Origin of the sequence: Desulfurobacterium atlanticum, from assembly GCF_900188395.1 — a bacterium.
Taxonomy (GTDB): domain Bacteria; phylum Aquificota; class Aquificia; order Desulfurobacteriales; family Desulfurobacteriaceae; genus Desulfurobacterium_A; species Desulfurobacterium_A atlanticum.
The window spans coordinates 1-26,776 of sequence record NZ_FZOB01000018.1; the positions used below are offsets into that span (position 1 = coordinate 1).

The window sequence follows — 26,776 nt, forward strand, 5'->3', positions numbered from 1 at the left end:
CGTGGTATAGGTTTATATTTAGCTGCATGGTTGTCCTCCTGGTAGTGGTTTTGGTTTTCTGAAAATTTGAATGTTTAGTGCTCTTAATATTTTAACTACCAGGTGGGCAGCCTTTTTCCTTTGGTGTGGGTGGGGAGTATGTGTATACCTATGCAGGGGTAAAGGCTTAAAATGCCTTTACATTTTCTTTGTTTTATGGTATTGTTTTCCCATATGCGGGAGGATTATTGATGAAAAGATGGTTAATTGTTTTTGCACTGATGGTTGTTCCCGCAACGGCAAGAGCGGATCTTTATGTTGTTAAAAAGGGAGATTCTCTATATAAAATTGCTAAAAAATTTCATACTACTGTAAAAACCATAAGAAGACTTAATGGATTAAGAGGGAATATATTAAGACCGGGACAGAGGCTTATAGTACCTGGAAGAAGCAGGTTTGCTAAACCAAAAAGAAGTGTTGCTACTATAAATTTGTTAGAAGAGAAAGCTCAGCTTATAGAAAGCGATAAAAATGATGCGCTTAATACACTTCAGGAACTTAGCTCAAAAGATGTTTCTATTCTTAGTAGCATCGTAGAATCGGAATCTTCTTTTTTATCTGATGCAATTTCCACTCCTTTAGGGGTCCCTTATGATAATTGGAGTCTTTCTATACTTAATCTCCCCGAATATAAGAGTTCTCTTTTGAAGATTTTAGCTAATATATTTAAAGAGTATAAAAATACGCCATATGTTTTTGGTTATAATGCTCCTGGGAGAGGTCTTGATTGTTCCTCATTTACAATGAGAGTTTACAGGAAGCTTGGTATAAAACTTCCCAGGACTGCCCGGGGGCAGTTTAATGTGGGAGTTCCTGTTTCTAAAGAAGATTTGAAGGTAGGAGACCTTGTGTTTTTTAGAACTTACGCCCGTTTTCCTTCTCATGTTGGCATTTATATAGGTGATGGTAAGTTTGTTCATTTTTCTTCCATGTACCATGGTCTTTCTATATCTTCGTTAGACAGTAGATATTTTAGACGAAGATATATAGGAGCTAAAAGAGTTTTAACAGAGAAAAAGATTAGAGAGGTTGTAGCGAAATTGCAACGATAAATTTCTTTTAGAATAAAAACAACAAATAACAAAGAGAAAGGAGGTAAGCGATGAACACAAGACAGCTCTTAAAAGTATCAGTTTTGACAGTATTAGCGTCATTTTCTTTCGCTGTAAGTGGAAATGCAAAAGTAAATGTTTCTCCTGATGATTATAAAGTAGTACTTTCTCTTCAAAAAGTAATAGAAGCTGTGGCTGAAGAGGTAAGACCTGCTGTTGTTGATATCACTTCTGTGACAACGGTGAAGTTTCAGCATCCTGCAATACCGCCTGAGTTTAAAGATTTCTTCAGGGAATTTGGATTTCCTATGCCACAGTTTCCTGATGTTCCTCAAGAGTTTGAGAAGAAGTCTCTTGGTTCAGGATTTATTGTAAAAGTTAAGGACGGATGGGCTTACATTTTGACAAACAATCACGTTGTAGATAAAGCTAAAAAAATAAAAGTGAAACTTTATAACGGTGATATTTATACTGCTAAAGTGGTTGGAAAGGACCCTAAAACAGATGTTGCACTTATAAAGATAAAGGTTGGAAATAAGAAAGTTCCAGTAGTAAGGCTTGGAGATTCTGATAAGATTAAGATAGGAGAATTTGTAATAGCTATAGGTAATCCTTACAGGCTTGACGGGTCTGTAACTCATGGAATAATCTCTGCCAAGGGAAGGCATGGTCTAGGGCTTAACCCTATTGAGAACTTTATTCAGACAGATGCAGCTATAAATCCAGGTAACAGTGGAGGACCGCTGTGTGATATTTACGGCAGGGTTATCGGCATAAACACTGCTATTGTCAGAAATGCCCAGGGTCTTGGTTTTGCTGTTCCCATAAATATTGCAAAGAAAGTCATGAACGACCTTTTGAAATATGGAAAGGTTATCAGAGGATGGCTTGGGGTTTACATTGAAAATGTTTCTCCTGATGTAGCTTCCAAATTTGGAATAAAGCGTGGAGTTATGGTTACAAAAGTGATGAAGGGAAGTCCTGCAGATAAAGGAGGATTGAGGAGTGGAGATATAATAGTTTCTTATAATGGTAAACCTGTTAAAGGGGTTTCTGATTTACAACTGAAGGTTATAAATACGAAACCTGGTGAAAAAGTAAAGATAGAGATTATAAGGGATGGTAAAAGAAAAGTGCTTACAGTTAAGATAGGACAGATGCCTCAGCAGGAAATGGTTGCAAGTGCTCTTTCAACTCTTGGACTTTCAGTTCAAAAGCTTACACCTGAATTGAAAGAAAAATTTGGAGTACCGAAAGGAATTTCAGGGCTTGTGGTAACTGATGTTAAGCCAGGAACACCTGCTGACGATGCAGGACTTAAAGTGGGGGATATTATAATAAGTGCTGGAACAGAGCCTCAAAATCTGAAACCTGTTAAAGATGTTGATGAATTTGCCAAGCTTGTAGAGAAAGCAAAAGATAAAGGGGTTCTTCTAAAAGTTTACAGGAACGGATTTTCATTCTTTGTTGTTTTAAAGGTTGAAGAGTAATTTTAAAATCGGTGTGTAGGGGATATTCTCCCCTGCACTTTTATATTGGGGGAGTTACTGGCAAAATAGGGAGAATTTGGATAAAATTCCCTTTCACACTTTTAACCTCTTGTTAGGAGAGTTAGCCATGACAGAAAAAGATTTCACTTTTAATGAAGATGAGTTTCTTATTAATGATATAGGGGGATTGGAGAGCGGGCTTGATTCAGCGGACGAAGGGATAGCTTCTATAGATGATTCGGTTATTTTAAATTCGGAAATAGATCCTTCTCTTATAGAGTCTTTTGTTCCGGATAAAGATTCCCTTGATGCTTTTTTGAAGGCAATATCAAAGATTCCTCTTCTTTCACGGGAGGAAGAGCTTGAGTATGCCAGAAGGGCTAAAGAGGGAGACCAGGAAGCTTTAAAAAAGCTCGTTGAATCAAACCTAAGGTTTGTGGTTAGTGTGGCTAAAAAGTATTTAGGTTGCGGTTTACCTTTACACGATTTAATTGCTGAAGGTATTCTTGGACTTATTGAAGCTGCAAGACGATTTGACCCTGATAAGGGTGTGAAGTTTATTTCCTACGCTGTTTGGTGGATTAGACAATCAATTATGCAGGCTCTTGCTCAGCAGACTGGCGCTGTTAAAATACCTGTTAAGCAGGCTGTCCTTGTTAATAAAATTACAAGGTCGTATGGTGAGCTTCTTAAAAAGCTTGGAAGGGAACCTAAAACAGAAGAGCTTGCTGAATATCTCGGTATGGATGCAAAAGATATTGAAAGGTTGTTAAGTGTCTGTCAGGTACCTCTTTCTCTTGATACGCCGGTTGGAGACGAAGAAGATACAACTTTTAAAGATTTTCTTAAAGGAGAAGGAACAGCAGAGGTAGAAGAGAAAGTTGTTCAGGAAGAACTTCGCCACAGTATAGAAGAGATGCTTGAGCAGTTAACTCCTCAGGAGAAGCGGATAATAATAATGCGTTTTGGTCTTGACGGAAACGATCCTAAAACCTTGAGAGAGATAGGAGAAAAACTTGGTATTTCAAGAGAAAGGGTTAGGCAGCTTGAGACAAGAGCCAAGAAGAAGATGAAAGAGTACGCTTTAAAAAGAAAATTGAATGTATTTTTAAACTGACGGGGAAATTTCCCTGTCAGTTTCTGGAACAAATGATGGATAAGTGGTTGTTTTTCTCCATTCTTGCTCTTTTATTCTGGGGATTGTGGGGTTTTTTCCCGAAGGTTGCGTCAAACTATATTTCGCCTGAAAGTATACTTGTTTATCAAACATTAGGTTGTTTATCAGTTGTTATTCTCTTATTTTTTCTGCCAGAATTTGAGATGGAATTTAATTTTAAAGGGATTCTTTTTTCATTTTTGGGAGGTGTGGCTGGTACTTTAGGTTCTCTATTCTTCCTTTATGCTGTTAAAACTGGAAAACTTTCGGTTGTTATTACAATAACAGCACTTTATCCGATGATTACTATTTTTCTTGCCGTTTTACTTCTTAAAGAAAATCTTTCATTAAAGCAAGTAGTAGGTATTATCTTTGCTTTAGTTTCAATTGTATTAATTGCTGGCGGGGAGTAATCCAACTGCTTTTTTTAGCTTTTTGACTTCTTCATCATTTAAAAATCTATACTCTCCTTTTGGAAGTTTGCCTAATTTAAGTGTTCCGAAGGATATTCTTTTAAGATAGATTACTGGGTTGCCGACTTTTTTTAACATTCTTTTTATCTGATGGTACTTCCCTTCGGTTATTTCTATTTCAATCTCTGAAGTGTTTTCATGTACTTTTATAACTTTTACCTTTGCCGGTTTACTAATAAAGTCTCCGAGTTTTACTCCTTTTTCAAGTAAGTTTTTGCTGTTTTCGGATAATTTCCCTTCAATTACAACATAGTATCGCTTGGGAACTTTCCATTTTGGGTGGGTAAGCCTGTGAGCAAGCTCTCCGTCGTTTGTTATAAACAATAATCCTTCTGTATCTTTGTCAAGCCTGCCTACAGGAAAGAGTTTTTCAAAGCGGGGAACATCGCTTATAAGCTCCATTACAGTTGCTTCTTTATCTTTTGTTGATGTTATGTATCCTGCCGGCTTGTGCAGTATAAGGTAGATATCTTTTATATGGATTACAGGTTCACCGTTAACTTCTATCTTTTCCTTTTCCGGATCAACTTTAAATCCAGGATCTTTAATTTGTTCCCCGTTTACTGTAACAGTTCCTTTTTTTATTAGATATTTTACTTCTTTTCTTGTTCCAAATCCCGATTCTGAAAGAAGCTTATCAAGTCGCAATTTAGAAGCCATAACCTAACCTTCTTAGGTAATCTACTCTGTTTCTCCAGTCTTCTTTCACTTTTACCCATAACCTTAAATAAACTTTCTTTCCCAGTATCTGTTCAAGTTCCTGTCTTGCAAGCGTTCCTATCTTTTTCAATTTTTGTCCATTTTTCCCGATTATAATCGCCTTCTGTGATGGCCTTTCAACTATTATGTCTGCGTCTATAACCAGCATATCAGGATTTCTGTCTCCCGGTTCAATGCTTACAACATTTACCGTAACTGCATGGGGAATTTCTTGAGATGTTAGAAGCATGACTTTTTCTCTTATTATTTCTGCCACATACTGTTCAATCGGCATATCGGTTATCATGTTATCTTCGTAATATTTTGGACCTTCTGGTAGGTTTTCAACAATAAGGTCAAGCAATCTATCAAGATTTGAACCTTTTGCTGCTGATATAGGAATAATCTCATCTACGAAAGGAAATTCTTTATGAATTTCCTCTATTAAAGGAAGTAGTTCCTCTTTAGGTACACCATCTATTTTATTTATTACCACGAAAACTTTTGTTTCTTTTCTTTTCTCTTTACCTATTTTTTCAAGGATTTTCCTATCCGCAGGAGTAAGTCCTGCTCTTGCGTCAATCAGAAAAAGAATAACATCTGCATCTGGAATAACGCTGAATGCAACTTCATTCATGTATCTGTTAAGTTCAAATTTTTCTTTATGAATCCCTGGAGTGTCAAGAAAAACTATCTGTCCGTTTTTAAGATGCTTTACTCCGACGATTCTGTGCCTTGTTGTCTGGGGTCTGTCTGTTACTATTGCAACTTTGGTTCCAAGCAGACTATTTAGAAGGGTAGATTTACCAACGTTTGGCCTTCCAAGTATGGCTACGTATCCGGATTTAAAACTGCTTTCACTCAAAACTTCCTCCGTTTTCATTCAGTAAAATTGTTTTCACATCTAATTTAATCTGTTTTTGAAGCTCTTCAATAGAGTTAAACTTTTTCTCTTTTCTGATAAACTTTAGAAACTCAATTTCCGGTTTTTCATATTTCAAATCCTTGAAATTTCTGTTTAATATGTGGACTTCAAGAAGTTCCTCTTTTCCATCAACTGTGGGCCTTACTCCAAAGTTTGCTGCTCCGAGGAGCTTTTTACCGTTAGCTTTAGCATAAACTTTGTAAACACCGTAAGGGAGAAGTAGTTTTTTAGCAGGTTTTATGTTTATTGTTGGGAATCCCAACTTTTTTCCAAGTCCCTTTCCTTTTACTTTGTTCCCTGTGGTAAAAAAAGGAAAACCTAAAAGAAAATTGGCTTTTTCTATATCTCCTCTGTTTAAAAGCTCTTTTATCCATGAAGTGCTGATTTTTCTTCCGTTGTGTTTTAGTGGTTTAACCTCTACTACTTTGATTTTATATATCTCTCCAAGTTTTTTTGCCTTCTCTACGTCTCCTTCTCTTCCCTTTCCAAATCTCCAGTCGCTACCGACCACAATGGTGGTATATCCGTTCTTTTTTAAAAACTGGAAAAATTCTTGAGCAGATAGATTTTTTATCTTATTAAAAGGAACAAGGCTAAGTTTGATTTTAAATCTTGTTGCGATGGTTTTTCTTTCTTCAAGGGTAAAAAGAGAGGGGTTATCACCGCTTTCAGGAAATAGAATGGATAGGATTTCGGGATTTTTAAACTTTTTTACTTCCTGTATCAGTTTTTGATGTCCTTTGTGGAAACTTTCAAATTTTCCTATTGTGCAGGATTTCTCTTGCAATCTTCTCTCCTGAACTTGTGCCTATTCTATCTGCTCCAAGATTTATAAATTTTAAAGCGTCTTTAAATGTTCTAATACCACCTGATGCTTTCACTTTTGCTTTTCCTTTAGCTATCTCCTTTAAAAGTTTTACATCTTCTTCGGTAGCTCCGTATTTTCCATAACCGGTGGATGTTTTAAGGTAGTCCCATCCGTTTTCAACGGCAATTTTCCCTGCAATTTTTTTCTCTTCGTCTATTAAATAGCAGCATTCTAAAATAAGTTTAATTATAAATCCGTCTGTAATCTTTCTTATCTCTTTTAGCTCTTCCTCAACTTTCTCCCAGTTTCTTTCTTTAACTGCGGAGATGTTAAGAACTATGTCCAGTTCTTTTGCTCCTTCCGTTATGCTCTGTTCTATTTCAAAAAGAATTGAGCTGAACGTTACAGAGTTTAATGGAAAAGCTATAACAGTTGCGATTTTTTCAGAAGGCAGGAAAGAGACAGCAGTTTTTATGTGTTTTGGAAATATGCAAAGAGTTGCAAATCCGTAAGATTTAACAGCTTCACACCCTTTTATAACCTCATATTCTGTTGATGTTGGTTTTAAAATTGAGTGGTCAATCTTTGATAGTATCTCTTCAGGTTTCATCATTTTTCTCCTGCGGTTTTTTGCTAAAATCTATTTTAATCTTTTTGGGGAAGTTTAGTTGCGGAAATTTCTGAAAACTGTGTTATTAGTGTTAACTTTTTCCTTTTTCGGTGGATTGGCATATTCGGGAACCTCTGATATTTCAAAAAAGCAGCTTCTTGATTATTTTTCTACAGAAATTGCTCTTTTAAAACTCCCGCTTTCTTTTGATATTTTGTGGTCCTCTTACGGGAAGTTTTCTGTTAAAAATGTCAACGGTACAGAAGATATTAAGACCTTTTCTCTTGGAAGGTTTGATATAGAGTATCTTGGTGACAATGTTTTTAATGTTCAGCTTTATTTTGTGTTAACTTGCGATAATGAAACTTACAGTAATAGGGTTTCCCTTAACTTTTTTGACGGTGGGAGTTTTGTGGTTTTTAAGACGGATAACGGAAAAATAAAGTTTAAACTTCCTGATGAGATTGTTGAGTTGCACCAGATAGATAAAGGTTTCAGGATTTACCGTTATTTTCCCGAGGAGACATTTGAGATACCTGTAAAAAATGGAGAAGTCTTTCTTAAGGTAAGAAAGAAGAGGTAAGTTGTGGGCTATGATATTTATATTTCTCAAAAACCGATAGATGGCAGAGAGATTGTTTCTATAGATGGAATGGAAGTTGTTAAGCCTGTTCAGATTCATAGTTCCATAGTTGTATTTGCCGGTAGAAGGTATCAAGAAGGAAAAAAAGGGGATGCAATAGTTACAGACTCAAAAAACTTGTGGGTGGGAGTTTTGACGGCAGATTGTTATTCTATTTTCATTATTGCAGAAAGGATGGTGGCTGCTGTTCATGCTGGGTGGCGTGGAACACTTAAGGGTATAACGTTTAAAACCATCAAATATATTCAGACATTTTCCGAAGTAGAGAAAGTGGTTGTAGGACCTGGTATATGCAGGAATTGTTATGAGGTTGGTTATGATGTTTTTAAACTTTTCCCCCGAACCGTGCAAAGTAAAATTTTTACCAGAAAATCGGATGAAAAATTTCTCCTTGATTTAAAAGAGGCAAATATGATTCAGATTCGTTCTGCAGGAGTTAAGGTTGTTGAAGATTTAAATTTCTGCACAGTTTGCAATAATGACAGGTTTTACTCTTACAGGAAAGAGGTGACAGATAAACGTATTCTTTCGGCTATAAGGTTAATTTAAGGTGAGGCCGTTTGAAAAATGGCTATGAACTTTAAGAGATCCTTCGGGCTTTACCCTCAGGATGACTTTCTTCGTCATTCTGAGGCTGCTTTGCAGCCGAAGAATCTCAATACCTTTTAGAAACAAATGAGAATTTTCAAACACTCTCAATTTAAGGTTGTATTATTCTTTTTTCTTCCTTACAATTTTACCGTTAAACTGTTCTGTTAGAGGTAGGTATGAATTCTGTTTTAAGAAATATGAAACCGTATCCAATGGATGAACTTGTAAAAGCTAAAGAGCTTTTAAAGAAAGACGGGAAAAAAATTTACGATTTTGGAACAGGAGATCCTAAAGAGCCGACAGCACCTTTTATAAGGGAAGCTGTGAAAACCGCAATTCCTGAAGTGTCACAGTATCCTACTGTAAAGGGTAGAAAAGATTTAAGGGAAGCTATATCTTCCTGGTTTAAAAGGAGATTTGATGTTGAGCTTGACAGTGAAAAGGAGATAATTCCGTCAGCAGGTTCAAAGGAGGCGATATTTCACTTTCCTCTTGTTTTTATAGATGCTGATTCGGATAAGAAAAGGGTGATTTTTGGAACTCCTGCTTATCCTGTGTATGAAAGGGGAACTCTTTTCGCCCAGGGTATTCCTACTTCTTATACTTTAAAATATGAGGAAGGGTTTCTTCTTCGTCTTGATAAAATGCCTGAAGAGATTTTAAAAGAGACGAAAATTGTATGGCTTAACTATCCTCACAATCCCACAGGTGCAACGGCTCCACTTTCATACTTTGAAGATATGTACCAGATATGTAGAGAGTATGACATAATAATGTGCTCTGATGAATGTTACACTGAAATATATTTTGAAGAAAAACCGCCCTCTGCTTTGCAGGTGGGGAAGGAAAATGTGGTTGTTTTTCATTCTCTTTCAAAGAGAAGCGGAATGACAGGTTATAGAAGTGGTTTTGTCGCAGGGGATAGCAGGATTATTCAGGAGTATTTACGTTTTCGCTCCTCTTTCGGAGTTGGTTCTCCTGACTTTATTCAGGTAGGAGCAAGAGAAGCATGGAAAGATGAAAGTCATGTGGAGGAGAGACGTCTTATTTTCAGAAAGAAGAAAGAGATATTTGAAAAGTTTTTTAAAGAGGAAGGGTTTGAGTTTCTTGATGTGAAGGCTTCGTTTTACTTTTGGGTGAAGGTGCCTTTTGGTTTAACTTCAAAGGATTATGCGTTTCATCTGCTAAAATACGGTATAGTTGTGTCACCGGGAGAGTTTTTTGGTTCTGGTGGTGAAGGATTTTTTAGAATTGCTCTTGTTCCTTCTGTTGATGAGTGTGAAGAGGCTGTTAGTGTATGGAGAGAAGCGAACAGAGAAATTGCGAGGAGAAGAAGTTGAATTTAAGAAGTTCCCGCAGGAAGCCTATTGTTCAGATTATACTTTCTCCGATTCTTGACCTTACCTTAATGCTTGTGATTTTTCTCGCTGTAAGCACTGAGTTTATGTCAGGTGGTGAAATTAAGATAAGGGTGCCTAAAGGTGGTGCTCCTATAAATTATAGAGAGAGCAGAAATGTTAACAAAATTCTTATAGATAAATGGGGAAAAATATTTTTTAAAGGGAAGACCTATACCGATATTTCCAGAGTATTACCTCTTCTTGATAGAAATGCCCGTGTTTATGTTAGAGCTGACAGAGAAACACCTTATATGTATGTCTTTCAGGTAATAGATGGTTTGCGAAAAGGCGGGATAACAGCTATTTCTCTTGTAGGAGAAAGGACAGGAAAATGAAAATAAGATTTTACTCCTCTTCATCAGAAGAAACTGAAAAGATAGGAGTGCTGATAGGACAGGTTTTGCCTCCAGGTAGCGTTGTTCTCCTTGAAGGAGATATTGGCTGCGGTAAGACATGTTTTACAAGAGGAATTGTGGCTGGAAGAGGTTTAGATAGGGAAGAAGTTTCAAGTCCTTCTTTTACGATAATTCAGGAGTATGGGGATGTTATTCATATAGACTTGTACAGATTAGAGGATGAAGAGGATATTTTTGGTGTAGGATTGGAAGATTATCTCTACGAGAATAATCGGATAAAGGTTATTGAGTGGCCTCAAAAGATTGGAGAGATTTTTGAAGATTTTCCTTTCCCTGTAATTAAAGTAAGATGCTTTTATAAGGGTGATGGAAGAGTTTTTGAATTGGAAGGAGATGAAAATTTGGTAAAAAGTATAAAGAAAAATCTTTTAAGTGGAGGCGTTGATGTCAAGGATAGTTGATGTAAAGGCGAGAGAGATTCTTGATTCAAGGGGAAATCCTACTGTTGAGGTTGAGGTTTTACTTGAGTCTGGTGCAACTGGAATAGCTGCTGTTCCAAGTGGTGCTTCTACCGGTGAGAAGGAAGCGCTTGAGCTTAGGGATAAGGATCCGAAAAGATATCTTGGAAAAGGTGTTTTAAAGGCTGTTAAAAATGTTAATGAAGAGATAGCACCTGCTCTTATAGGTCTTGAGTCAACAGATCAGACAAACATAGACAGATTGATGATAGAGCTTGACGGAACTGAAAATAAGAGCCGTTTCGGGGCAAATGCCATTCTTGGTGTTTCTATGGCTGTGTGTAGGGCTTCTGCTGTGGAGCTTGATTTACCGCTATTTAGATACATAGGCGGTGTTAATGCTAAAGAGCTTCCTGTTCCGATGATGAATATTTTAAACGGTGGTGCCCATGCAGATAACAACGTGGATATTCAGGAATTTATGATAATGCCGGTTGGAGGAGAAAGTTTCTCTGAAGCTTTGAGAATGGGTGTTGAAATATACCACACCCTTAAAAAGGTTTTAAAAGGTATGGGACATTCTACGAATGTTGGTGATGAAGGTGGTTTTGCTCCAAATCTTTCTTCAAATGAGGAAGCCATACAGGTGATAATGAAAGCTATTGAAGATGCCGGATATACTCCAGGTGAAGATGTTATGCTTGCCCTTGATGCTGCTTCTTCTGAATTTTATAAAGGTAATGGTGTTTATGAGCTTGAAGGTGAGGGAAAAACTTTTGACAGGGAAGGTTTAATAGACTTTTACAAGGAACTTGTTGAAAAGTATCCTATTATAAGCATTGAGGATGGTATGGCTGAGGATGATTATGAAGGCTGGAAACTTTTAACTGCATCTCTTGGTAATCGTGTTCAGCTTGTAGGAGATGATGTTTTTGTTACAAATACAGAGCTTCTCTCTCTTGGTATAAAGGACGGATTTGCCAACTCTATTCTTATAAAGCTCAACCAGATTGGAACCGTTACTGAAACGCTTGATGCCATTGAGATGGCTAAAAGAGCCAATTACACAACCGTTATTTCTCATCGTTCAGGTGAGACAGAAGATTCTTTTATTGCTGATCTTGCTGTTGCTGTGAATGCCGGTCAGATAAAAACTGGAGCGCCTGCAAGAAGTGAAAGAAATGCAAAGTATAATCAGCTTTTAAGAATAGAAGATATTTTAAATGGCAATGCAGTGTTTAAAGGAATGGATGTTTTTTACAATCTTTAACTGAAGTTGTGGCAGGGTTATCTCCCTGCCTTTCTTTTTTTCTTCTGAATCAGTTTCTGTCCATGGTTTATTAGCATGTGAATGGTTTTTCTGTTCTTTTTGTAAAAAACAAGAAGGTCCCTTGCAAGAAGTATTACCGAGAAAATTTGAAGTGTCTTCTTTAGTTTTACAGTTTTACGCATATTCACCTTCTGTAAAAGTTATTTTTGAACCTGTTGCAGTTTTTTCAACTTTAATAATTTTATCACCTGCTACTTCAAGTTCAGGGTCGTGAGTTACTATTATCATCTGAGGTATTTTTCCTTTAAGTTCCATTAAGATATTAGCAAGTTCCCTTTTTCTTTCTTCATCAAGGTGGATTGTAGGTTCATCAAGAATAAGCAACTCAAAGGCTGACATGAATTTTCGTGCCAGGGCAAAGCGAAGAGCAAGGGCAAAGGCGACTTTCTGGCCTCCTGAAAGCTGGTCAAGGGTTATACTGCCTCTGTTTGCTGTTCCAAATTTAACAGTTAAATCTTCTTCTATACCTATTTCATTAAACTCAAAATTAAACTCTTCAAATAGAGTTTTACATATTTTTGAAATTTCAGGGAGCAATTGTTCTCTTAGTTTTACTATAAAGCCTGTGGCAGGATTAAAACCGTCTGCGATTTCTTTAATGATGTCATGAGTGCTTTTTAGAGCTTTTATTTTTTCAACAGTTTTTTCTATATGTTTTATCTCTTCTTCTATCTCTTTTAGTTGTTTCTCTTTCTGGATTACTGCTCCTTTTTTGCGGTTGTGTTCACTTTTCAGTTTTTCTGTTCTTGATTCAATTTCTGCTAAGCTGTTTTTTACAGTTTCGTGGTGTTTGCTGTTGTAACCTACCTTTTCTATCTCTTTTTCAGTAAATCTTAACTTTGCAAGCGTATTTTTAAGTTCTTCGTTAAGTTCTTTTATTTCTTTTTTTATTTTATCTTCCCTTTTTATCTCTGTTTCCATCTTTGTAGCAGTTTTTTCAAGTGCTTCAAGGTTGTTTATCTCACTTTTAAGCTCTGTTGCAGTTGAGATATTTATTGAGTAGGTGTCTTTTGTTCTTTTAATTTCACTGTGAATTGTGGAAATTACTTTCTCAATTTCCTCTTTCCTTTTTAAAAGTAGCCTGATATCTGCTTTTTTTAAATTTTCTTTCTCTCGTTCAATCTCCTCTTTAAGTTGTTTTAAATACTCCTTTTCCTTTGATATTTCTGTTTCAAGAGTTGTCTTTTCTGTTTTCAGTTTTTCATATCTATTTTTGATATCAAGATATTCATTTTCGGAAAAGCCGATTTTCTCTATTTCGGTTCTAAGTTCTTCAACACTTTTTTCTTCTGACTTTAAATCTTCTTCAAGAGATTTTATCTTTTCAGAAATGGTCAGGCTTTCCTTTATCTTTTCATCAATCATTTTAAGTCTCTCTTTTGCTTTTTCAATCTTTTCCTTTATCTCAACCAGTTTCCTTTTGTTTTCTTTTATGAAATTTTCAGATTCTTTGAGTAACTCTTCCTTTCGTTCAGGTGATAGGGGGGTTTCACATATTGGACAGACGGGTTTATTTGAGTTTTGTAGTTTTTCTATTCTTTCTTTATGCTCTTTCAGTTTTTCCTTTAGAGAAAGTCCTGAATCTCTTAATTGCTGAATTAGTTCTTCCGTTTCATTTTTCTCTTTTTCAAGAGAAGTTATATCCGAGCAGCTGAGTTTTTTCAGTTTTTCTTTTAGGATTTCTGCTCTTTTAGTGTGAAGCAACAATTTCTGCTTTAGATTGCTGTATTTCTCTTTTTTCTCTTCTAAAATTTTAATTTTCTCTTCAAGTTTTTTAGTGCTGTTCTCTTCCTCTCCTGTTATTTTCTGATAGCTACTGAGTTTTTCTTTTAAAAGTTTTTCCCTGTTTTTTATCTCTTCTGATAGTTTTTCTATTTTTCTCTCTGTTTTTCTGTAATTTTCTATCTCAATGGAAATATTCTGCAACTTTTGATTTTCTGTTTTTAACACCTGAACTTTTTCATCTATCTTTTTAAGTGCTGGAAGTAAACTTAGTTTCTCTTTTATTTCTGGAAGCTCTTTTTTAAGTATTTCAATGCTTTTTAGCTCCTTTTCTTTCGTTTTTAAATTTTTTTCAAGTCTTTCTATTTGAGAAATCAGCAACGCTTTTTCTCTGTTTAGAGATTTAACTTTAATTTTCTTTTTTTCAAATTCCTGAAACAGGAGCTGTTGCTCTTTTAAAAGCTTTTCAAGGTTTTCTATTTTTTCTACTTCCTCTTTTATAGTTTTCTTTAAATGGACTATCTCATTTTTTAGGTTTTCCTTCTTTTCCTTCAACTTTTCCAGCTGTTCGATGTGATACTCATATTTCTTAAGTTCTGCTTTTATTCTGTTCAGGAAAGTCTTTATAACCTCGTTTTTTTCTTTTATCTCTTCCAGACCAAATAATCGGTTTAGAATTTCTCTTCTTGCTTTCGGTGTGCCTTCAAGGAAAGTTACAAGCTCTCCCTGCGGAACGTAGATGGTATTTCTAAAAGTTTCAGGATTTAATCCGACACTTTCTCTTAAGTACTCTTCAGATACTTTTACTCCTTTTGCTACCAGTTTACCGTTTTTTCTGATTTCCACCTGCTGAGAGCCTTTAGGTGTTAATTTTCTCTCTATTGTATAGATATGGTTGTTCATTACAAAGTCTATTGAGAGAGTGGCAGAAGTGCTGTTTCTGTTTATAAGGTTAATAAGATTTTTCTTTCCAAAGACAATGTCTTCCCCAAATAGGGAGAAAAATATTCCCCTTAAAATACTTGTTTTCCCGGACGCATTTTCACCTATTATTACGTAGGATGTGTCTGAAAAGTTTATCGTTGTATCTGTGTGAGAAAGGAAGTTTTTTAGGGAAAGGTTTCTTAATCTGAGCATCTTTTCTCCAGAAATTTAGGGTGGCTTTTTGCCACCCTATCTAAAGATTACTTTTTATCTCTTTTAGGGGCAAGAATCATAAACATATCTCTGCCTTCTTTCTTGGGCTTCCTTTCTATCTCACCTATATCTTCAACAGCTTTGTATATTTTATCAAGCTGGGCATAGCCAAGTTCAAGATGTGCCTGTTCCCTTCCTCTAAACATAATAACGACTTTTACTTTGTTTCCTTTTTCAAGGAAACGCCTTGCCTGTTTTATCCTTACATTTATGTCGTGTTCGTCGGTTCTTGGTCTTAGCTTAATCTCTTTCACTTCAATAACTTTCTGTTTCTTTTTTGCTTCCTGGGCCTTTTTCTGCTGCTGATACTTGTACTTTCCGTAGTCCATAATTCTGCAGACAGGTGGGTTTGCGTTTGGGGCAACTTCTACAAGGTCAAGTCCGTGCTCTTTAGCAAGCTGAAGAGCTTTTAAAGTTGGCATAGCACCAAGCTTCTCTCCGTCAGGTCCGATGACAAGAACCTCTTTTGCCCTTATAGCTTCATTAACCCTTGTTTTTTCTACTTTCTTACTTATGACTCCCTCCTTCAAATTTTGTTTTCTATTTCAGATTTAAGTTTGTTTATAAACTCATCAAGTTTTAATGTGCCAATATCTCCTTCTTTTTTGCTTCTTACAGAAACCGTTCCGCTTTCTGCTTCTTTCTGTCCAACAATAACCATATAAGGTATTTTCTGAGTTTCCGCTTTCCGTATTTTATAGCCTACTTTTCCACTTTCGTCGTCAAGTTTAACCCTGATTTTCTGCTCTTTTAAGATTTTATAAATTTTGTCTGCATAATCAAGATATTTATCGCTTACCGGGATTATAACAACTTGTGTTGGTGCAAGCCATAATGGAAAGAGACCTGCATAGTGTTCTATAAGAAGACCTATAAATCTTTCTATACTACCCATTATTGCTCTGTGGACAAGAACAGGTCTTTTTTTCTCTCCATCTTTATCAACATAATGGATATCAAACCTTTCAGGAAGGTTAAAATCCACCTGTATTGTAGGGCCATCCCATTTTCTTCCTATAGCGTCAAGCACTGCAATATCAATTTTTGGACCATAGAATGCTCCATCTCCTTCAACTATGTTGTAATTAAATTCTCGTTCTTTCAAAGCATCTATCAGGCTGTTTGTTGCGTGTTCCCATTGTTCATCGGTGCCTATATACTTTTCCGGTTTTGTTCCTATATTTATTACGTAATCAAGATTAAATGTGGAGAGAAGCTCCATTACATAGTCAAGAACGTGCTGAATCTCTTCTTTTAGCTGGTCAGGCCGGCAGAATATGTGCCCATCATCCTGAGTAAATCCTCTTACTCTTAGTAGTCCATGGAGAGAACCGCTTTTTTCGTATCGGTGTACTGTTCCAAACTCAAAATATCTTATCGGCAGGTCTCTGTAGGAGCGGGGTTGTGATTTATATACAAGAATATGTCCAGGGCAGTTCATCGGTTTAACTGCATACCATGTAGCTCTTTCTATCTCTTTAGGAGTTAAAGGAATTTCTTCGTTTCCGAGCCGTTCCTCTTCATCATGTTCAACTACAGGAACAAAAAACATGTTTTCTTTGTAAAAATTGTAATGCCCTGATGTTTTCCATAGGTCGGCTTTCATAAGTTGAGGTGTGTATATTCTCTGATATCCTCTCTTTCTGTGTTCCTCTTCGGTCCACTGTTCTATTGTCTGCCTTAAAATGGCTCCGTTTGGATGCCAGAACACAAGTCCCGGTCCTGCTTCATCGTGAATCGAGAAAAGGTCAAGCTGTTTTCCTAAGATTCTGTGGTCTCTCTTCTTTGCCTCTTCAAGTCTTGTAAGGTATTCTTCAAGATGGCTTTTTTTCCAGAAAGCAGTTCCGTAAATCCTTTGGAGCATTTTATTTTTTGAATCGCCCCTCCAGTAAGCACCGGCTACAGATAGGAGTTTTACCGCTTTAACAGCACCGGCATTTTCAACGTGAGGTCCTTTACATAAATCATAGAAATCATCTCCGAGCCAGTAGATTGTTATCTCTTCATCATCAGGTAGTTCTTTTATAAGTTCTGTTTTGTAAGGGTCGTTTTTAAATAGAGACAGAGCTTTTTCCCTTGAAACCACTTCTCTTTTAAACGGCTCTTTCTCCTTTATGATTTTATTCATTTCAGCTTCTATTTTCTCAAGGTCCTCTTCAGAAATTGGTTCAGTAAGGTCAAAATCGTAGTAAAAACCTTCCTCTGTTGATGGTCCTATTGCAAGTTTTACATTTTCATCTCCAAATATCCTTTTAACCGCTTTTGCAAGAATGTGAGCGGCACTGTGCCTTAGAATATGGAGGGATTCTGGGTCCTTAGATGTGAGAATTTTTAGTTTTCCATCCTTACTTATAGGAGTTAATGTATCTATTATCTCTCCGTTAAAAATTGCACCTACAGCATTTTTCTCAAGGCTTCTGGATATTGAAGCGGCAATTTCCTTTACAGTTGTGCCTTCTGTAATTTCTATAACTTTTCCGTCAGGTAGTTCTATCTTTATCATCACTCACTCCCGGTTAAAAATTACTGGTTTATTTTACGATAACCTTTTTTGTAAGGGAAATTTTCGTTTATAGGTTTTCTTTCCATTTTATCACCGTTAAAGTAATATTTGTACTTATCAGGCTTTTCTCTTTCGTAGAGAAGAATTCTTTCTGCAAGTTCTCTAAATATAGGAACAGCTATTTTACTTGCCCATAGCATATTTTTGGGGACTTTAGGTTCATCAACAGTTACTGCCATCACAAAATCGGGATTTGTTAGAGGAAAAGCACCTACAAATGTGGCTGTAATTTTGTGCCTGTTATATTTCCTTATTTTTGGGTCATATTTTATTGCTGTTCCTGTTTTTCCGCCTATGTAAAAGTTCTCAAGCTTTGTTGCTGTTCCGGTTCCCCCTTCCACTACGGTGGCAAGGATTCTTCTCATCTCATTTGAAACATAAGGTTTGATTACCTGCCTTACTCTCACAGCGGGAAACTCTTTTATCGTTTCTCCTTTGTCGTTGATAATTTTACTTATTATACGAGGTTTCATAAGGTATCCACCGTTTACAAGTGCACAGTAGGCGTTTGCAAGTTGAAGAGTATTTACCATTATGTTGTGTCCAAAAGCAAGTGTTGCAAATTCTACATTTCTCCACTTTTTGTAATTACGAAGGGGATATATAGATTCCCCGGATATTTCAATTCCAGTTTTTTCTCCAAATCCGAACGCTTTAAGATAACGGTAATATCTTTCTTTGCCAAGCATTTGGGCAACTTTTATTATACCGACGTTATCTGAGTATTTTATTATTTCCCATGCTGCAAGTGTAACATTTTCTCCTCTGAATTCGTTGTGGAACACTTTGTCATCTATTCTGTAATTTGCCGGAGCTTTTATAGGTGTCATTGGTGTGATAAGCCCTTCATTTATTGCTGCTGCAAGAACTATCGGTTTGATAACAGAACCTGGCTCATACGGAGCGTTAATATATCTTGGGTTTATTTTTGATATAAACTTCTTATCCCGTTTCTCTCCATATTTGTAAAACGGCCAGGAAGCTGCTGCTATAATGTCTCCTGTGTGAGGATTCATTAATACAACATTTATAAACCGAGGATTCCACTTTTTCCCATATTTTTCTATAGTTTTTTCAACTATGTACTGGATATTTGCATCAATTGTAAGAATTACATTGTTACCTTTTTTATAGGATGTGAAAAGAGCATCAGGGTTTGTTATATAAAGATTTCCCCTGGCATCTTTTTCTCCTGATATTATGGTTTTGTCTCCCAAAATTATCTTTTTTCTTTCAAGGTAAAGCTCAAGGCCACTTATTCCTTTACCTTCAGCATTTAGAACACCGACAACAGTTGCTCCAACGCCGTAAGGATGTTTTCTATCATACTCTGGCATTATTCCGATAAGGTCTTTAAGCTTTGGATTTTCTTCTGTAAGCTTAATGTACTGCTTATTTATTTTTTCCGCCCTTTTTCTGTAATCTCTTAATTTTCCATCAACCCCTTTTTTCAACCACGTGAATTTTCTGTTTGATGAAAGTGCTTTTTTTAACTCTGTTGTGGAGATTATGTTGCCAAATTCTTTCTGAAAAATTTTGATAAAGGTTTTTTTGTCATGTATAAAAGTAGGTCTAATGTAAAAAGAACACTCTTTTTTACTTACTGCAAGAGGTATTCCATTTCTGTCAAAAATTTCTCCCCTTTCAGACTTAAGGGTAAGTTTTCCTGTGTACTGCCTTGCCAGAAAGGAGAGATACTTTTCCTTGTCAAAATAGGAAAGGGAAAGAAGTTTTATTATGAAAATTATAACCATGCCTGTTGAGATAAAAAGAAAAGCGTTTAACCTGTCATCTTCAAAAGGCTTGAGGAATGTATAGATGTTTAGGAGCAGATTTTTAAGGAAATGGTATAACTTTCTCATTCTATGTAGTAAACCTCGTTCTCTTTAAGAATTTTCATTCTTTTTGTCATATTGTCAACAGTTTCCGGCTTAACTGTTGAGTAGTATTTAATCTGCAAATCGTTATATTCAGATTTTAGTTTTTGTATTTCATTTATCGTTTTTGCTATTTTCCTTTTTTCTGTTACACAGGCAGAGCGAAGATTTATCAGTTTGAAAACCATAAAGGTAAAGATAACAGGTGATAGAAGGATAAAAGGGATAGTGAAATATTTAGCTTTTACACTTTTCACGTTGCACCTTTGTTTTCTTTACATATATTTTTCATCTTGAAATAAGCGCCTGTAGCTCAGCTGGATAGAGCCCAGGACTCCGGATCCTGGCGTCGCGGGTTCGACTCCCGCCAGGCGCACCATCTTACTCCTTTTTAGCCTGTTCTATTATCTCTTTAGGTATGCTTATAGGGTAATCTCCATCAAAGCACGCCGTACAGTATCCGCACTCTTTCCCGCCGGCTGCTTTAAGCATCCCTTCAAGAGAAAGATAAGCAAGAGAATCTGCTTCAATATATTCTGCTATCTCTTCTATGGAGTGGTTTGATGCGATTAGCTGGTCTTTTGTTGGCGTATCTATCCCAAAATAACAGGGCCATTTAGTTGGTGGAGAGCTTATTCTCATATGAACTTCTGTTGCACCAGCTTCTTTTAGCATTCTTACTATTTTTCTGCTTGTTGTTCCTCTGACTATAGAATCATCTATAACGATTACTCTTTTCCCTTTCAAAACATCTGGAACAGGGTTAAGTTTTACTTTCACACTTATATCTCTTGTCTTTTGGGTTGGTTTTATGAACGTTCTCCCAACATAATGGTTTCTGATAAATCCAAGCTGAAATGGAATTCCACTTTCTTCTGAATAACCTATTGCAGGAACAAGTCCTGAATCTGGTACTGCAATAACAACGTCAGCTTCTACTGGATTTTCTCTTGCAAGAGTTTTTCCAAACTCTTTTCTTATGCTATAAACACTTTTTCCAAAAATGTGGCTGTCTGGACGGGAGAAATAAACAAACTCAAATATACACTGCGATTTTCTACAGTTTCTATTTTTAAAAGGATAAAGGGATTTAATGCCGGTTTCATCAACTATTACCATTTCACCAGGTTCTACATCTCTTACATATTTTGCCCCAAGCAGGTCAAGGGCGCATGTTTCAGATGCAAAGATAATGGAGTCTTCAAGTTCACCCATAACAAGGGGTCTGAATCCCCAGGGATCTCTTAAAGCTATCAGTTTATTATTGTTTAAAATCAGCAGGGAAAAAGCGCCTTCAAGTTTTGTTACAGCATCTATAATTTTTTCTTCAACAGTTCCCTTTTTGGATTTTACAATGAGATGAACAATAACCTCAGAATCTGAAGTTCCTCTGAATATGGAACCTTCATCTTCAAGCTTTTTACGGAATTTAAGAGCATTGACGATATTTCCGTTATGAGATATTGCAATGTTCCCTATTTTAGAAGATACAACTATGGGTTGAACATTATCTATTGAATCTGAAGCTCCTGATGTTGAATATCTGTTGTGTCCTATTGCTATGTTTCCTTGAAGAGAATCAAGGGCTTCTGTTGAAAACACACCTGAAACAAGCCCAAAGCCTTTATGGTAATCTATGTTTTTTCCGTTAAATACTGCAATTCCTGCACTTTCCTGTCCCCTGTGCTGAAGAGCGTAAAGCCCAAGGTAGGTGTAATAGGCAGCATGTTCACTGTTGTATATTCCGAAAACTCCACAGTACTCTTTAATTTCTTTCATATAGAAAGCCTCTCCTGAAATTCTGAATTTCAGTAGGTAATTATATAACATTCTTTTCCCCTTTTAAGATATAATTTCTTTTGAGTTTTAAAAGTTTTGTAAAGGAGAATTGGAGATGGAAAAGAGAGAGTTGCTTTATGAAGGTAAAGCAAAAGCCCTTTATACAACGGATAGTGAAAATCTGCTTGTTCAGTATTTCAAGGATGACACTACCGCTTTTGACGGTGCTAAGAAGGAGAAACTGGAAGATAAAGGGGTTATTAATTGTGCAATATCAACTAAAATTTTTGAGTTTCTTGAGAAAAACGGCATAAAAACTCACTTTGTTGAGCTTTTATCTCCGAGAGAGATGCTGGTTAAAAGATGTGAAATTATTCCTGTTGAGGTTGTGGTAAGGAATATAGCAGCTGGAAGTTTCTCAAGACGTTACGGTGTAAAAGAGGGAACCGTCTTAAAGGAACCCTTAACAGAGCTTTTTTATAAATCTGATGAGCTTCATGATCCTATGGTTTGTCCCAATCATGTTTATCTTTTTGGCTGGGCAAGCAGGGAAGAGCTTGCATTTATGATAAAGGAAGCACTTAAAATTAATGAACTTCTTAAAAACTTTTTCAACAATGTAGATATTACTCTTGTTGATTTTAAGCTTGAATTTGGAAGGTATAACGGAGAGATTATCCTTGCAGATGAGATAACGCCTGATAGCTGCAGGTTGTGGGATAAATCTACCGGTGAAGTTCTTGATAAAGATAGGTTTAGAAGGGATATGGGAAAGGTTGTTGAAAGCTATAAAGAGATTTATAGAAGAATAATGGAAAGGTACGGGGAGTAAAGTATGGAGAAAAAGCTTATCAGTAATGTTGATAAGGAGATGAAGATTGCTCTTGAGAAGTATAAGGAACCGGAAAATATAAAGAGAGTTTTATCTGGAATGAGGCCTACCGGAAAGCTTCATCTTGGTAACTATTTTGGGGCGTTAAAAGCGTGGATTAACCTTCAAGATAGAGCAGAAAGTTTCTTTTTTATTGCCGACTGGCATGCAATTACAACATCATATAATGATTTATCTAATCTTTCTGAAAATACTGTTGAGATGATGGCTGATTGGCTGTCTGCTGGTATAGACCCTGAAAAATCTACACTTTTTGTTCAATCATGGGTTAAAGAGCATGCAGAACTTTATCTGTTACTTGGTATGATTGTACCTGTAAGATGGCTTGAGAGGAATCCAACCTACAAGGAGATGATGGAAAATCTTAAAGATAGAGAGCTTGCTACTTACGGATTTTTAGGTTATCCCGTTCTTCAGGCTGCCGATATTATCATTTACAGGGCTGATGTTGTTCCTGTTGGTATAGACCAGATTCCACACCTTGAATTGACAAGAGAGATAGCACGCAGGTTTAATAATTTTTTTGGAAACATTTTCCCTGAGCCAAGACCTTTTCTTTCAGAGGCTCCCAAGCTTCCCGGTCTTGATGGTAGAAAGATGAGCAAAAGTTACGGTAACTGTATATATCTTTCCGATTCAGCAGAAGATGTGGAAAAGAAAGTCAGAGGAATGGTTACAGACCCTGCAAGGGTTAGAAAAACCGATCCTGGAAATCCAGAAATTTGCCCTGTTTTTGCATATCATAATATTTTTACAGACAGAGAGATGATTAAGGAGATAGAAGAAGGTTGCAGGAAAGGAAAGATAGGTTGTGTGCAGTGTAAAAAAATTCTTGCAGGAAACTTGAACGAGTTTCTTTCTCCTATAAGAGAAAAAAGGCAAGAGTATCTTTTAAATAGAAAGAAAATGATTGAGATATTTGAGGAAGGTAGCAGGAAGGCAAAGAAAATAGCTGCTGAAACGATGGAAATGGTAAGAGATAGTATGAATTTCCTAAAACCGGAGGATTTATGAATTTAAGAAAAATTCTTTTAAGGCTTGGACTTGCTTCGTTGCTTATCTATCTTTTTATACTGTTTGTTGCTCAGAGGTAGTGGAAGTTGAACGACGATAGATTTTTTATGGAACTTGCTATAGAAGAGGCTTATAAGGGAAAGGGTAAGACCCTTCCTAATCCTGCTGTTGGAGCGGTAGTTGTAAAGAATGGGAAAGTTGTGGCTTCTGGTTTCCACGAAAAGTATGGAGGACCGCATGCTGAAGCTGTAGCTATTGAAAGAGCGGGAGAAGATGCAAAAGGGGCGACTCTATATGTTACTCTGGAGCCTTGCAACCATTACGGAAAAACTCCTCCATGCACTGAAAAGATTATAAGTGCCGGAATAGAAAGGGTTATTGTTGGATTAAGAGACCCAAACCCTGTTGCAACAGGTGGAGTAGAGAGATTAAAGGAAGCAGGTATAAAGGTTTCTTTTTCGGTTTGTGAAAAGGAGTGTTTTGAACTTATAGATGATTTTTACACAATTTTAAAGACAGATAGAGCTTTCTGCTCTTTAAAGCTTGCTTCAACTCTTGACGGAAAAATTGCAAGAAAAGACGGAAGTTCAAAGTGGATAACAGGTGAGAAAGCAAGAAGACTTGTTCACAGGTTAAGAAGTTTTCATCATGGAGTTATGGTAGGGATTAGCACTGTTTTGAAAGATGATCCCCTTCTGAATGTTCGTTATATTTCTTCTGACAGACAGCCAAAAGCTATAGTTGTTGATGGGAAACTTAAGATTCCTGTTCACTCAAAGCTTGTAAAGGAACGAGCACAGGATTTAATCGTTATAACCTCTCAAGAATCTCTTCTTTCCTATAAAAGCGGTATTTTAAAGGATTTTGGAGTTACGTTGCTTCCTGTATATGATAGAGGTGGTGTACTTGACCTTGAGGAAGCTCTTATAAAGCTTCGTAAAGAGCTTGGTATATATAGTGTTATGTGTGAAGGTGGAAGTATTTTATCTGCTGCTCTTATTGATGTTGATTTGGTGGACAAATTTTATTTTTTCTATGCTCCTAAGCTTTTTGGAGAAGGTGTGGATATGTTGAGAGGGTTTTCTTTTGAGAAGAGTGTTTCTGTATTTTCTGTAGAGGCTGTTGGAGAGGATTTTCTTGTAAAAGGATATTCTGAAAACTTAAAAAGGTTTCTTAGATGAAAAAAAGACTCTTTGTTGCTACGATGGTATCTCTTCCATCAGAAGAGATTTCTTTTATCAAAAGGGAAATAATTTCTTTAGGTATAGAAGGAAAATGGGTTGAGGAGAATAACCTTCACTTTACTTACAGATTTCTTGGTGATGTTTCTGTGCTTTTTATACCACAGATAGAAAGGGAATTTAAAGAGAAGATTTCTTTGATAGAGAAAAGAAAAGTTGAACTTAAAGGTATAGGAGTTTTTCCAGATGTAAAAACAGCAAGGGTTTTATGGGTTGGCGTGGAAGGTGATTTAACCGATATAAAATCGGCGGTGGATGAGCTTCTTGAACCTTTTGGCTTTGAAAAAGAGAGGAGGGTTTTTAAACCTCATGTTACTTTGATGAGAATAAAGAAGCTTCGTCACAGAACAAAATTTTCCTATTTTCTGTCAAAAATGAGAGAAAAGAAATTTTTGAGTATGGAAGTGAAGCAAGTTTCTTTAATAGAAAGCGTTTTGACATCAAAAGGGCCTTTATATAAACCGTTAAAGGTGGTGGATTTAAGATGAATTATGAACTTCTTGTTCCTCCCGTTGTAGGTGGTGTAATCGGTTACTTTACAAACTATGTGGCTATAAAGATGCTCTTTCGTCCCAAAAAGCCCTACTATTTTTTTGGGAAGAGAATACCCTTTACTCCGGGACTTATTCCATCAAAGAGAGAAAAACTTGCTTTTTCAATAGCTAAGGTGGTAAAAGAGAATCTTTTAACTGAAGATACGCTCAGGAAAAGGCTAAATGAAGAGAAGATAAAGAAAAGTATAGAATCTCTTGTGGATAGGGGGTTAGCCGATATACTTTTTTCTCTTGATGGTTATGTTGAACAGTTTGTGGTTTCAATATCTGATAAAAGGTTGTTTGAACTGTTCAGTGTTGTTGATGTGGAAAAATGGGTAGGTCAGCTTATAGATTATCTAACAGAAGATGGTAGAACACTTGGGAGTATTCTTCCTGAAAATGCCAAAAAGCAGATAGGAAAATTTGCCGATTTTATTGTGGAGAAAATTATTGATATTGGTAAAGACAGAATTGACTCTGAAGAGTTCAGAGAGTTTCTTGTGGGGAAGATTTTAAATTTTCTTGAGGGTTCAGGCAGGATTCCAGATGTGGTTATTTTCAGAAAACCTGTTTTTGCAATAGCAGAAGCTGTAGCTGAGAGAATTATAAAAGTTTTAAGAGATACTCTTGAAAGTAGAAGTTTTGAGAAGAGTTTGAAGGAGCATCTGCGGAAATTCTTTGAGAGCTTAAATGATAGGGAAATTAAAGAGCTGCTTGAAAATGCAGGAGTTGAAAAAGATGAGGCAGTTAAAAAAATAACAGCTTTTATTTATGAAAATTTTGATGTTTCTCTTGGCAGAAGCAGTTTTGTAAAGCGTAAAGTTTATAGAGTGTTTGTAGAGTGGATAAGGGTTCTGGTTGAGAAAAATCGTGAGTTTATAGTAAAAACGCTCTCAGAAAATTTACTGGTTGTTATAGAGAAAGAGTTGCCTGTAATAATGGAGTCTATTGATATTGAAAACCTTGTTGTTGAAAAGGTAAATTCTCTTCCTATTGAGGAAGTGGAAGGGATAATACTTAAATTGATAGATGAAGAATTAAAATATATAACACTTTTAGGTGGAGTTTTGGGCTTTATAATAGGAGCTTTCCAGGATATTTTGTTTTTTATGTAAATTTCCTTTAAAATATCTCCTGCTTTAAATCAGATTTGTGGGAAGAAATGAGTTTTATTTTGAGAAAACCTGAATTTCACTTAAAAAGAATTTCGAAATCGGGAATATTGATATTGCTTCTTGTTAGTTTCTCTTTTATTGTTCTTGCTGGCTTTACTTACATTTCTTTCCTTGTAAAGAGATATTACAAAGGTGATACGCTTATTGTAAATAAGATGGGACAGGTTAGAGGGTCTATCCAGAGATATTCAAAGCTTAAACTGTTCTGTGAAGATTTCAAAGAACCTGAACTTTGCTCAAGACTTAAAGAGGTGGAGCTTTTTGTTAATAGTACTTTGGAATTTATAAAAGATTTTTATCTTAAGAATCCAGAGTTTTCTGATATTAAAAAAGAAGTCAAGGTTATGGATACGTTTTATGAATTGGAGAAAAAGTGGAAAATTCTGCAAAACCTGAAAGATAAAAAGAAACTTGTAAAAGAGAGTGAAAATGCCTGGCATATAGCAGATGTTTTGACAGGTAAAGCACAAAAGATTTCTGAAATCAAGGAGGAAAAACTTTCTTTTGTTATTGATTCCATTAGAAATGTTATTCTCCTTTTTGTTATTTTCCTAATATTAACGGTTTATTTTTTGATAACTAAAGGTAGGGGGTGAGCACATTCTCCCCACCCTTTTCCAATACCCCCAGCCTATTAGCCACCACAAAAACATCCTCAAGCAGCACAACAGGGAAACAAGCAACATTAAGATTAAACAAACAATCCCACTTACTCTTTAAAACCTCAAAAGGCGTTCTCCCATTCATACC

The 26,776-nt window shown here is 36.2% G+C and carries 27 protein-coding genes and 1 tRNA gene; 17 read left to right on the forward strand and 11 right to left on the reverse strand.

The annotated features are described in order from the left end of the window. The first annotated feature begins 230 nt into the window (after nucleotides 1-230). The 4 genes from CHB58_RS08690 to CHB58_RS08705 all read left to right on the forward strand — a co-directional run bounded on the left by CHB58_RS08690 (nucleotide 231) and on the right by CHB58_RS08705 (nucleotide 4,150). On the forward strand, nucleotides 231-1,091 hold the full coding sequence (locus CHB58_RS08690) for a C40 family peptidase (protein WP_089323719.1): 861 nt from the start codon (nucleotides 231-233) through the stop codon (nucleotides 1,089-1,091). A gap of 50 nt (nucleotides 1,092-1,141) precedes the next feature. Beyond that, on the forward strand, nucleotides 1,142-2,581 hold the full coding sequence (locus tag CHB58_RS08695; RefSeq protein WP_089323720.1) for a DegQ family serine endoprotease: 1,440 nt from the start codon (nucleotides 1,142-1,144) through the stop codon (nucleotides 2,579-2,581). 127 nt (nucleotides 2,582-2,708) lie between these two features. Then, complete coding sequence (locus tag CHB58_RS08700; RefSeq protein ID WP_089323721.1) at nucleotides 2,709-3,698, forward strand: sigma-70 family RNA polymerase sigma factor; 990 nt, start codon at nucleotides 2,709-2,711, stop codon at nucleotides 3,696-3,698. A gap of 35 nt (nucleotides 3,699-3,733) precedes the next feature. Beyond that, entirely contained in the window at nucleotides 3,734-4,150 is a 417-nt protein-coding gene (locus tag CHB58_RS08705) for an EamA family transporter (RefSeq protein WP_180706473.1), read from the forward strand. On the opposite strand, the gene CHB58_RS08710 is transcribed toward CHB58_RS08705, so the two are convergent. Genes CHB58_RS08710 through deoC form a run of 4 tightly spaced genes read right to left on the reverse strand, consistent with a single transcriptional unit; the run spans nucleotide 4,130 to nucleotide 7,252 of the window. Beyond that, nucleotides 4,130-4,870: a pseudouridine synthase gene (locus CHB58_RS08710; RefSeq protein WP_180706474.1), complete on the reverse strand. Its 741-nt coding sequence runs from the start codon at nucleotides 4,868-4,870 to the stop codon at nucleotides 4,130-4,132. The two genes, CHB58_RS08705 and CHB58_RS08710, sit on opposite strands and share 21 nt — an antisense overlap. Then, on the reverse strand, nucleotides 4,860-5,774 hold the full coding sequence (era, locus tag CHB58_RS08715; protein ID WP_245807375.1) for a GTPase Era: 915 nt from the start codon (nucleotides 5,772-5,774) through the stop codon (nucleotides 4,860-4,862). The genes CHB58_RS08710 and era overlap by 11 nt, the downstream gene beginning before the upstream one ends. Beyond that, nucleotides 5,767-6,621, reverse strand: a complete 855-nt coding sequence (gene ribF / locus CHB58_RS08720) for a riboflavin biosynthesis protein RibF (protein WP_089323724.1) — start codon at nucleotides 6,619-6,621, stop codon at nucleotides 5,767-5,769. Before ribF ends, era begins: the two co-directional genes overlap by 8 nt. Continuing rightward, a complete protein-coding gene (gene deoC, locus CHB58_RS08725) occupies nucleotides 6,587-7,252 on the reverse strand; it encodes a deoxyribose-phosphate aldolase (RefSeq protein ID WP_089323725.1) in 666 nt (221 codons plus the stop codon). Before deoC ends, ribF begins: the two co-directional genes overlap by 35 nt. A gap of 115 nt (nucleotides 7,253-7,367) precedes the next feature. Between deoC and CHB58_RS08730 the strand changes: the two genes are divergently transcribed. The 6 genes from CHB58_RS08730 to eno all read left to right on the forward strand — a co-directional run bounded on the left by CHB58_RS08730 (nucleotide 7,368) and on the right by eno (nucleotide 11,970). Further along, complete coding sequence (locus tag CHB58_RS08730) at nucleotides 7,368-7,835, forward strand: hypothetical protein (protein ID WP_219350113.1); 468 nt, start codon at nucleotides 7,368-7,370, stop codon at nucleotides 7,833-7,835. 3 nt (nucleotides 7,836-7,838) lie between these two features. Next, on the forward strand, nucleotides 7,839-8,444 hold the full coding sequence (locus tag CHB58_RS08735; RefSeq protein WP_089323727.1) for a purine nucleoside phosphorylase YfiH/LACC1 family protein: 606 nt from the start codon (nucleotides 7,839-7,841) through the stop codon (nucleotides 8,442-8,444). A gap of 218 nt (nucleotides 8,445-8,662) precedes the next feature. Then, nucleotides 8,663-9,826, forward strand: a complete 1,164-nt coding sequence (dapC, locus tag CHB58_RS08740) for a succinyldiaminopimelate transaminase (protein ID WP_089323728.1) — start codon at nucleotides 8,663-8,665, stop codon at nucleotides 9,824-9,826. Further along, entirely contained in the window at nucleotides 9,823-10,221 is a 399-nt protein-coding gene (locus tag CHB58_RS08745; protein ID WP_245807376.1) for an ExbD/TolR family protein, read from the forward strand. The genes dapC and CHB58_RS08745 overlap by 4 nt, the downstream gene beginning before the upstream one ends. Next, a complete protein-coding gene (tsaE, locus tag CHB58_RS08750; RefSeq protein WP_089323730.1) occupies nucleotides 10,218-10,703 on the forward strand; it encodes a tRNA (adenosine(37)-N6)-threonylcarbamoyltransferase complex ATPase subunit type 1 TsaE in 486 nt (161 codons plus the stop codon). Before CHB58_RS08745 ends, tsaE begins: the two co-directional genes overlap by 4 nt. Next, nucleotides 10,687-11,970, forward strand: a complete 1,284-nt coding sequence (gene eno / locus CHB58_RS08755) for a phosphopyruvate hydratase (protein WP_089323731.1) — start codon at nucleotides 10,687-10,689, stop codon at nucleotides 11,968-11,970. Before tsaE ends, eno begins: the two co-directional genes overlap by 17 nt. Nucleotides 11,971-11,987: 17 nt before the next feature. On the opposite strand, the gene CHB58_RS09075 is transcribed toward eno, so the two are convergent. The 6 genes from CHB58_RS09075 to CHB58_RS08780 are packed head-to-tail and all read right to left on the reverse strand — an operon-like array spanning nucleotide 11,988 to nucleotide 19,646. After that, on the reverse strand, nucleotides 11,988-12,152 hold the full coding sequence (locus CHB58_RS09075; RefSeq protein ID WP_180706476.1) for a hypothetical protein: 165 nt from the start codon (nucleotides 12,150-12,152) through the stop codon (nucleotides 11,988-11,990). Then, entirely contained in the window at nucleotides 12,145-14,889 is a 2,745-nt protein-coding gene (locus CHB58_RS08760) for an AAA family ATPase (RefSeq protein ID WP_089323732.1), read from the reverse strand. The genes CHB58_RS09075 and CHB58_RS08760 overlap by 8 nt, the downstream gene beginning before the upstream one ends. A 47-nt stretch (nucleotides 14,890-14,936) precedes the next feature. Continuing rightward, nucleotides 14,937-15,479 carry a translation initiation factor IF-3 gene (gene infC / locus CHB58_RS08765; protein ID WP_089323733.1) on the reverse strand — a complete coding sequence of 181 codons (543 nt, stop codon included), beginning with the start codon at nucleotides 15,477-15,479 and terminating at the stop codon, nucleotides 14,937-14,939. Beyond that, the gene (gene thrS / locus CHB58_RS08770) at nucleotides 15,476-17,452 is read right to left on the reverse strand and encodes a threonine--tRNA ligase (RefSeq protein WP_089323734.1); all 1,977 of its coding nucleotides are present in this window, start codon (nucleotides 17,450-17,452) and stop codon (nucleotides 15,476-15,478) included. Before thrS ends, infC begins: the two co-directional genes overlap by 4 nt. Before the next feature lie 20 nt (nucleotides 17,453-17,472). Further along, the gene (locus CHB58_RS08775; protein WP_089323735.1) at nucleotides 17,473-19,374 is read right to left on the reverse strand and encodes a peptidoglycan D,D-transpeptidase FtsI family protein; all 1,902 of its coding nucleotides are present in this window, start codon (nucleotides 19,372-19,374) and stop codon (nucleotides 17,473-17,475) included. Continuing rightward, nucleotides 19,371-19,646 (reverse strand): hypothetical protein, encoded by a 276-nt coding sequence (locus CHB58_RS08780; protein WP_089323736.1) that lies wholly within the window; start codon nucleotides 19,644-19,646, stop codon nucleotides 19,371-19,373. Before CHB58_RS08780 ends, CHB58_RS08775 begins: the two co-directional genes overlap by 4 nt. Nucleotides 19,647-19,691: 45 nt before the next feature. On the opposite strand from CHB58_RS08780, the gene CHB58_RS08785 reads away from it, so the two are divergent. Continuing rightward, nucleotides 19,692-19,768: transfer RNA gene (locus CHB58_RS08785), tRNA-Arg, on the forward strand. A gap of 2 nt (nucleotides 19,769-19,770) precedes the next feature. On the opposite strand, the gene purF is transcribed toward CHB58_RS08785, so the two are convergent. Next, nucleotides 19,771-21,219, reverse strand: coding sequence for an amidophosphoribosyltransferase (gene purF, locus CHB58_RS08790; protein ID WP_245807377.1), 1,449 nt, complete (start codon nucleotides 21,217-21,219; stop codon nucleotides 19,771-19,773). A gap of 64 nt (nucleotides 21,220-21,283) precedes the next feature. Between purF and purC the strand changes: the two genes are divergently transcribed. The 6 genes from purC to CHB58_RS08820 all read left to right on the forward strand — a co-directional run bounded on the left by purC (nucleotide 21,284) and on the right by CHB58_RS08820 (nucleotide 26,622). Continuing rightward, entirely contained in the window at nucleotides 21,284-22,000 is a 717-nt protein-coding gene (purC, locus tag CHB58_RS08795) for a phosphoribosylaminoimidazolesuccinocarboxamide synthase (RefSeq protein WP_089323737.1), read from the forward strand. A 3-nt stretch (nucleotides 22,001-22,003) separates the two neighbouring features. Continuing rightward, a complete protein-coding gene (trpS, locus tag CHB58_RS08800) occupies nucleotides 22,004-23,074 on the forward strand; it encodes a tryptophan--tRNA ligase (RefSeq protein WP_089323738.1) in 1,071 nt (356 codons plus the stop codon). 86 nt (nucleotides 23,075-23,160) lie between these two features. Next, nucleotides 23,161-24,255: a bifunctional diaminohydroxyphosphoribosylaminopyrimidine deaminase/5-amino-6-(5-phosphoribosylamino)uracil reductase RibD gene (gene ribD, locus CHB58_RS08805; protein WP_245807378.1), complete on the forward strand. Its 1,095-nt coding sequence runs from the start codon at nucleotides 23,161-23,163 to the stop codon at nucleotides 24,253-24,255. Beyond that, nucleotides 24,252-24,803: an RNA 2',3'-cyclic phosphodiesterase gene (thpR, locus tag CHB58_RS08810; RefSeq protein ID WP_089323740.1), complete on the forward strand. Its 552-nt coding sequence runs from the start codon at nucleotides 24,252-24,254 to the stop codon at nucleotides 24,801-24,803. Before ribD ends, thpR begins: the two co-directional genes overlap by 4 nt. Then, nucleotides 24,800-25,966: a DUF445 family protein gene (locus CHB58_RS08815; RefSeq protein WP_089323741.1), complete on the forward strand. Its 1,167-nt coding sequence runs from the start codon at nucleotides 24,800-24,802 to the stop codon at nucleotides 25,964-25,966. Before thpR ends, CHB58_RS08815 begins: the two co-directional genes overlap by 4 nt. 47 nt (nucleotides 25,967-26,013) lie before the next feature. Beyond that, on the forward strand, nucleotides 26,014-26,622 hold the full coding sequence (locus CHB58_RS08820) for a hypothetical protein (protein ID WP_089323742.1): 609 nt from the start codon (nucleotides 26,014-26,016) through the stop codon (nucleotides 26,620-26,622). The last annotated feature ends 154 nt before the right edge of the window (nucleotides 26,623-26,776 follow it).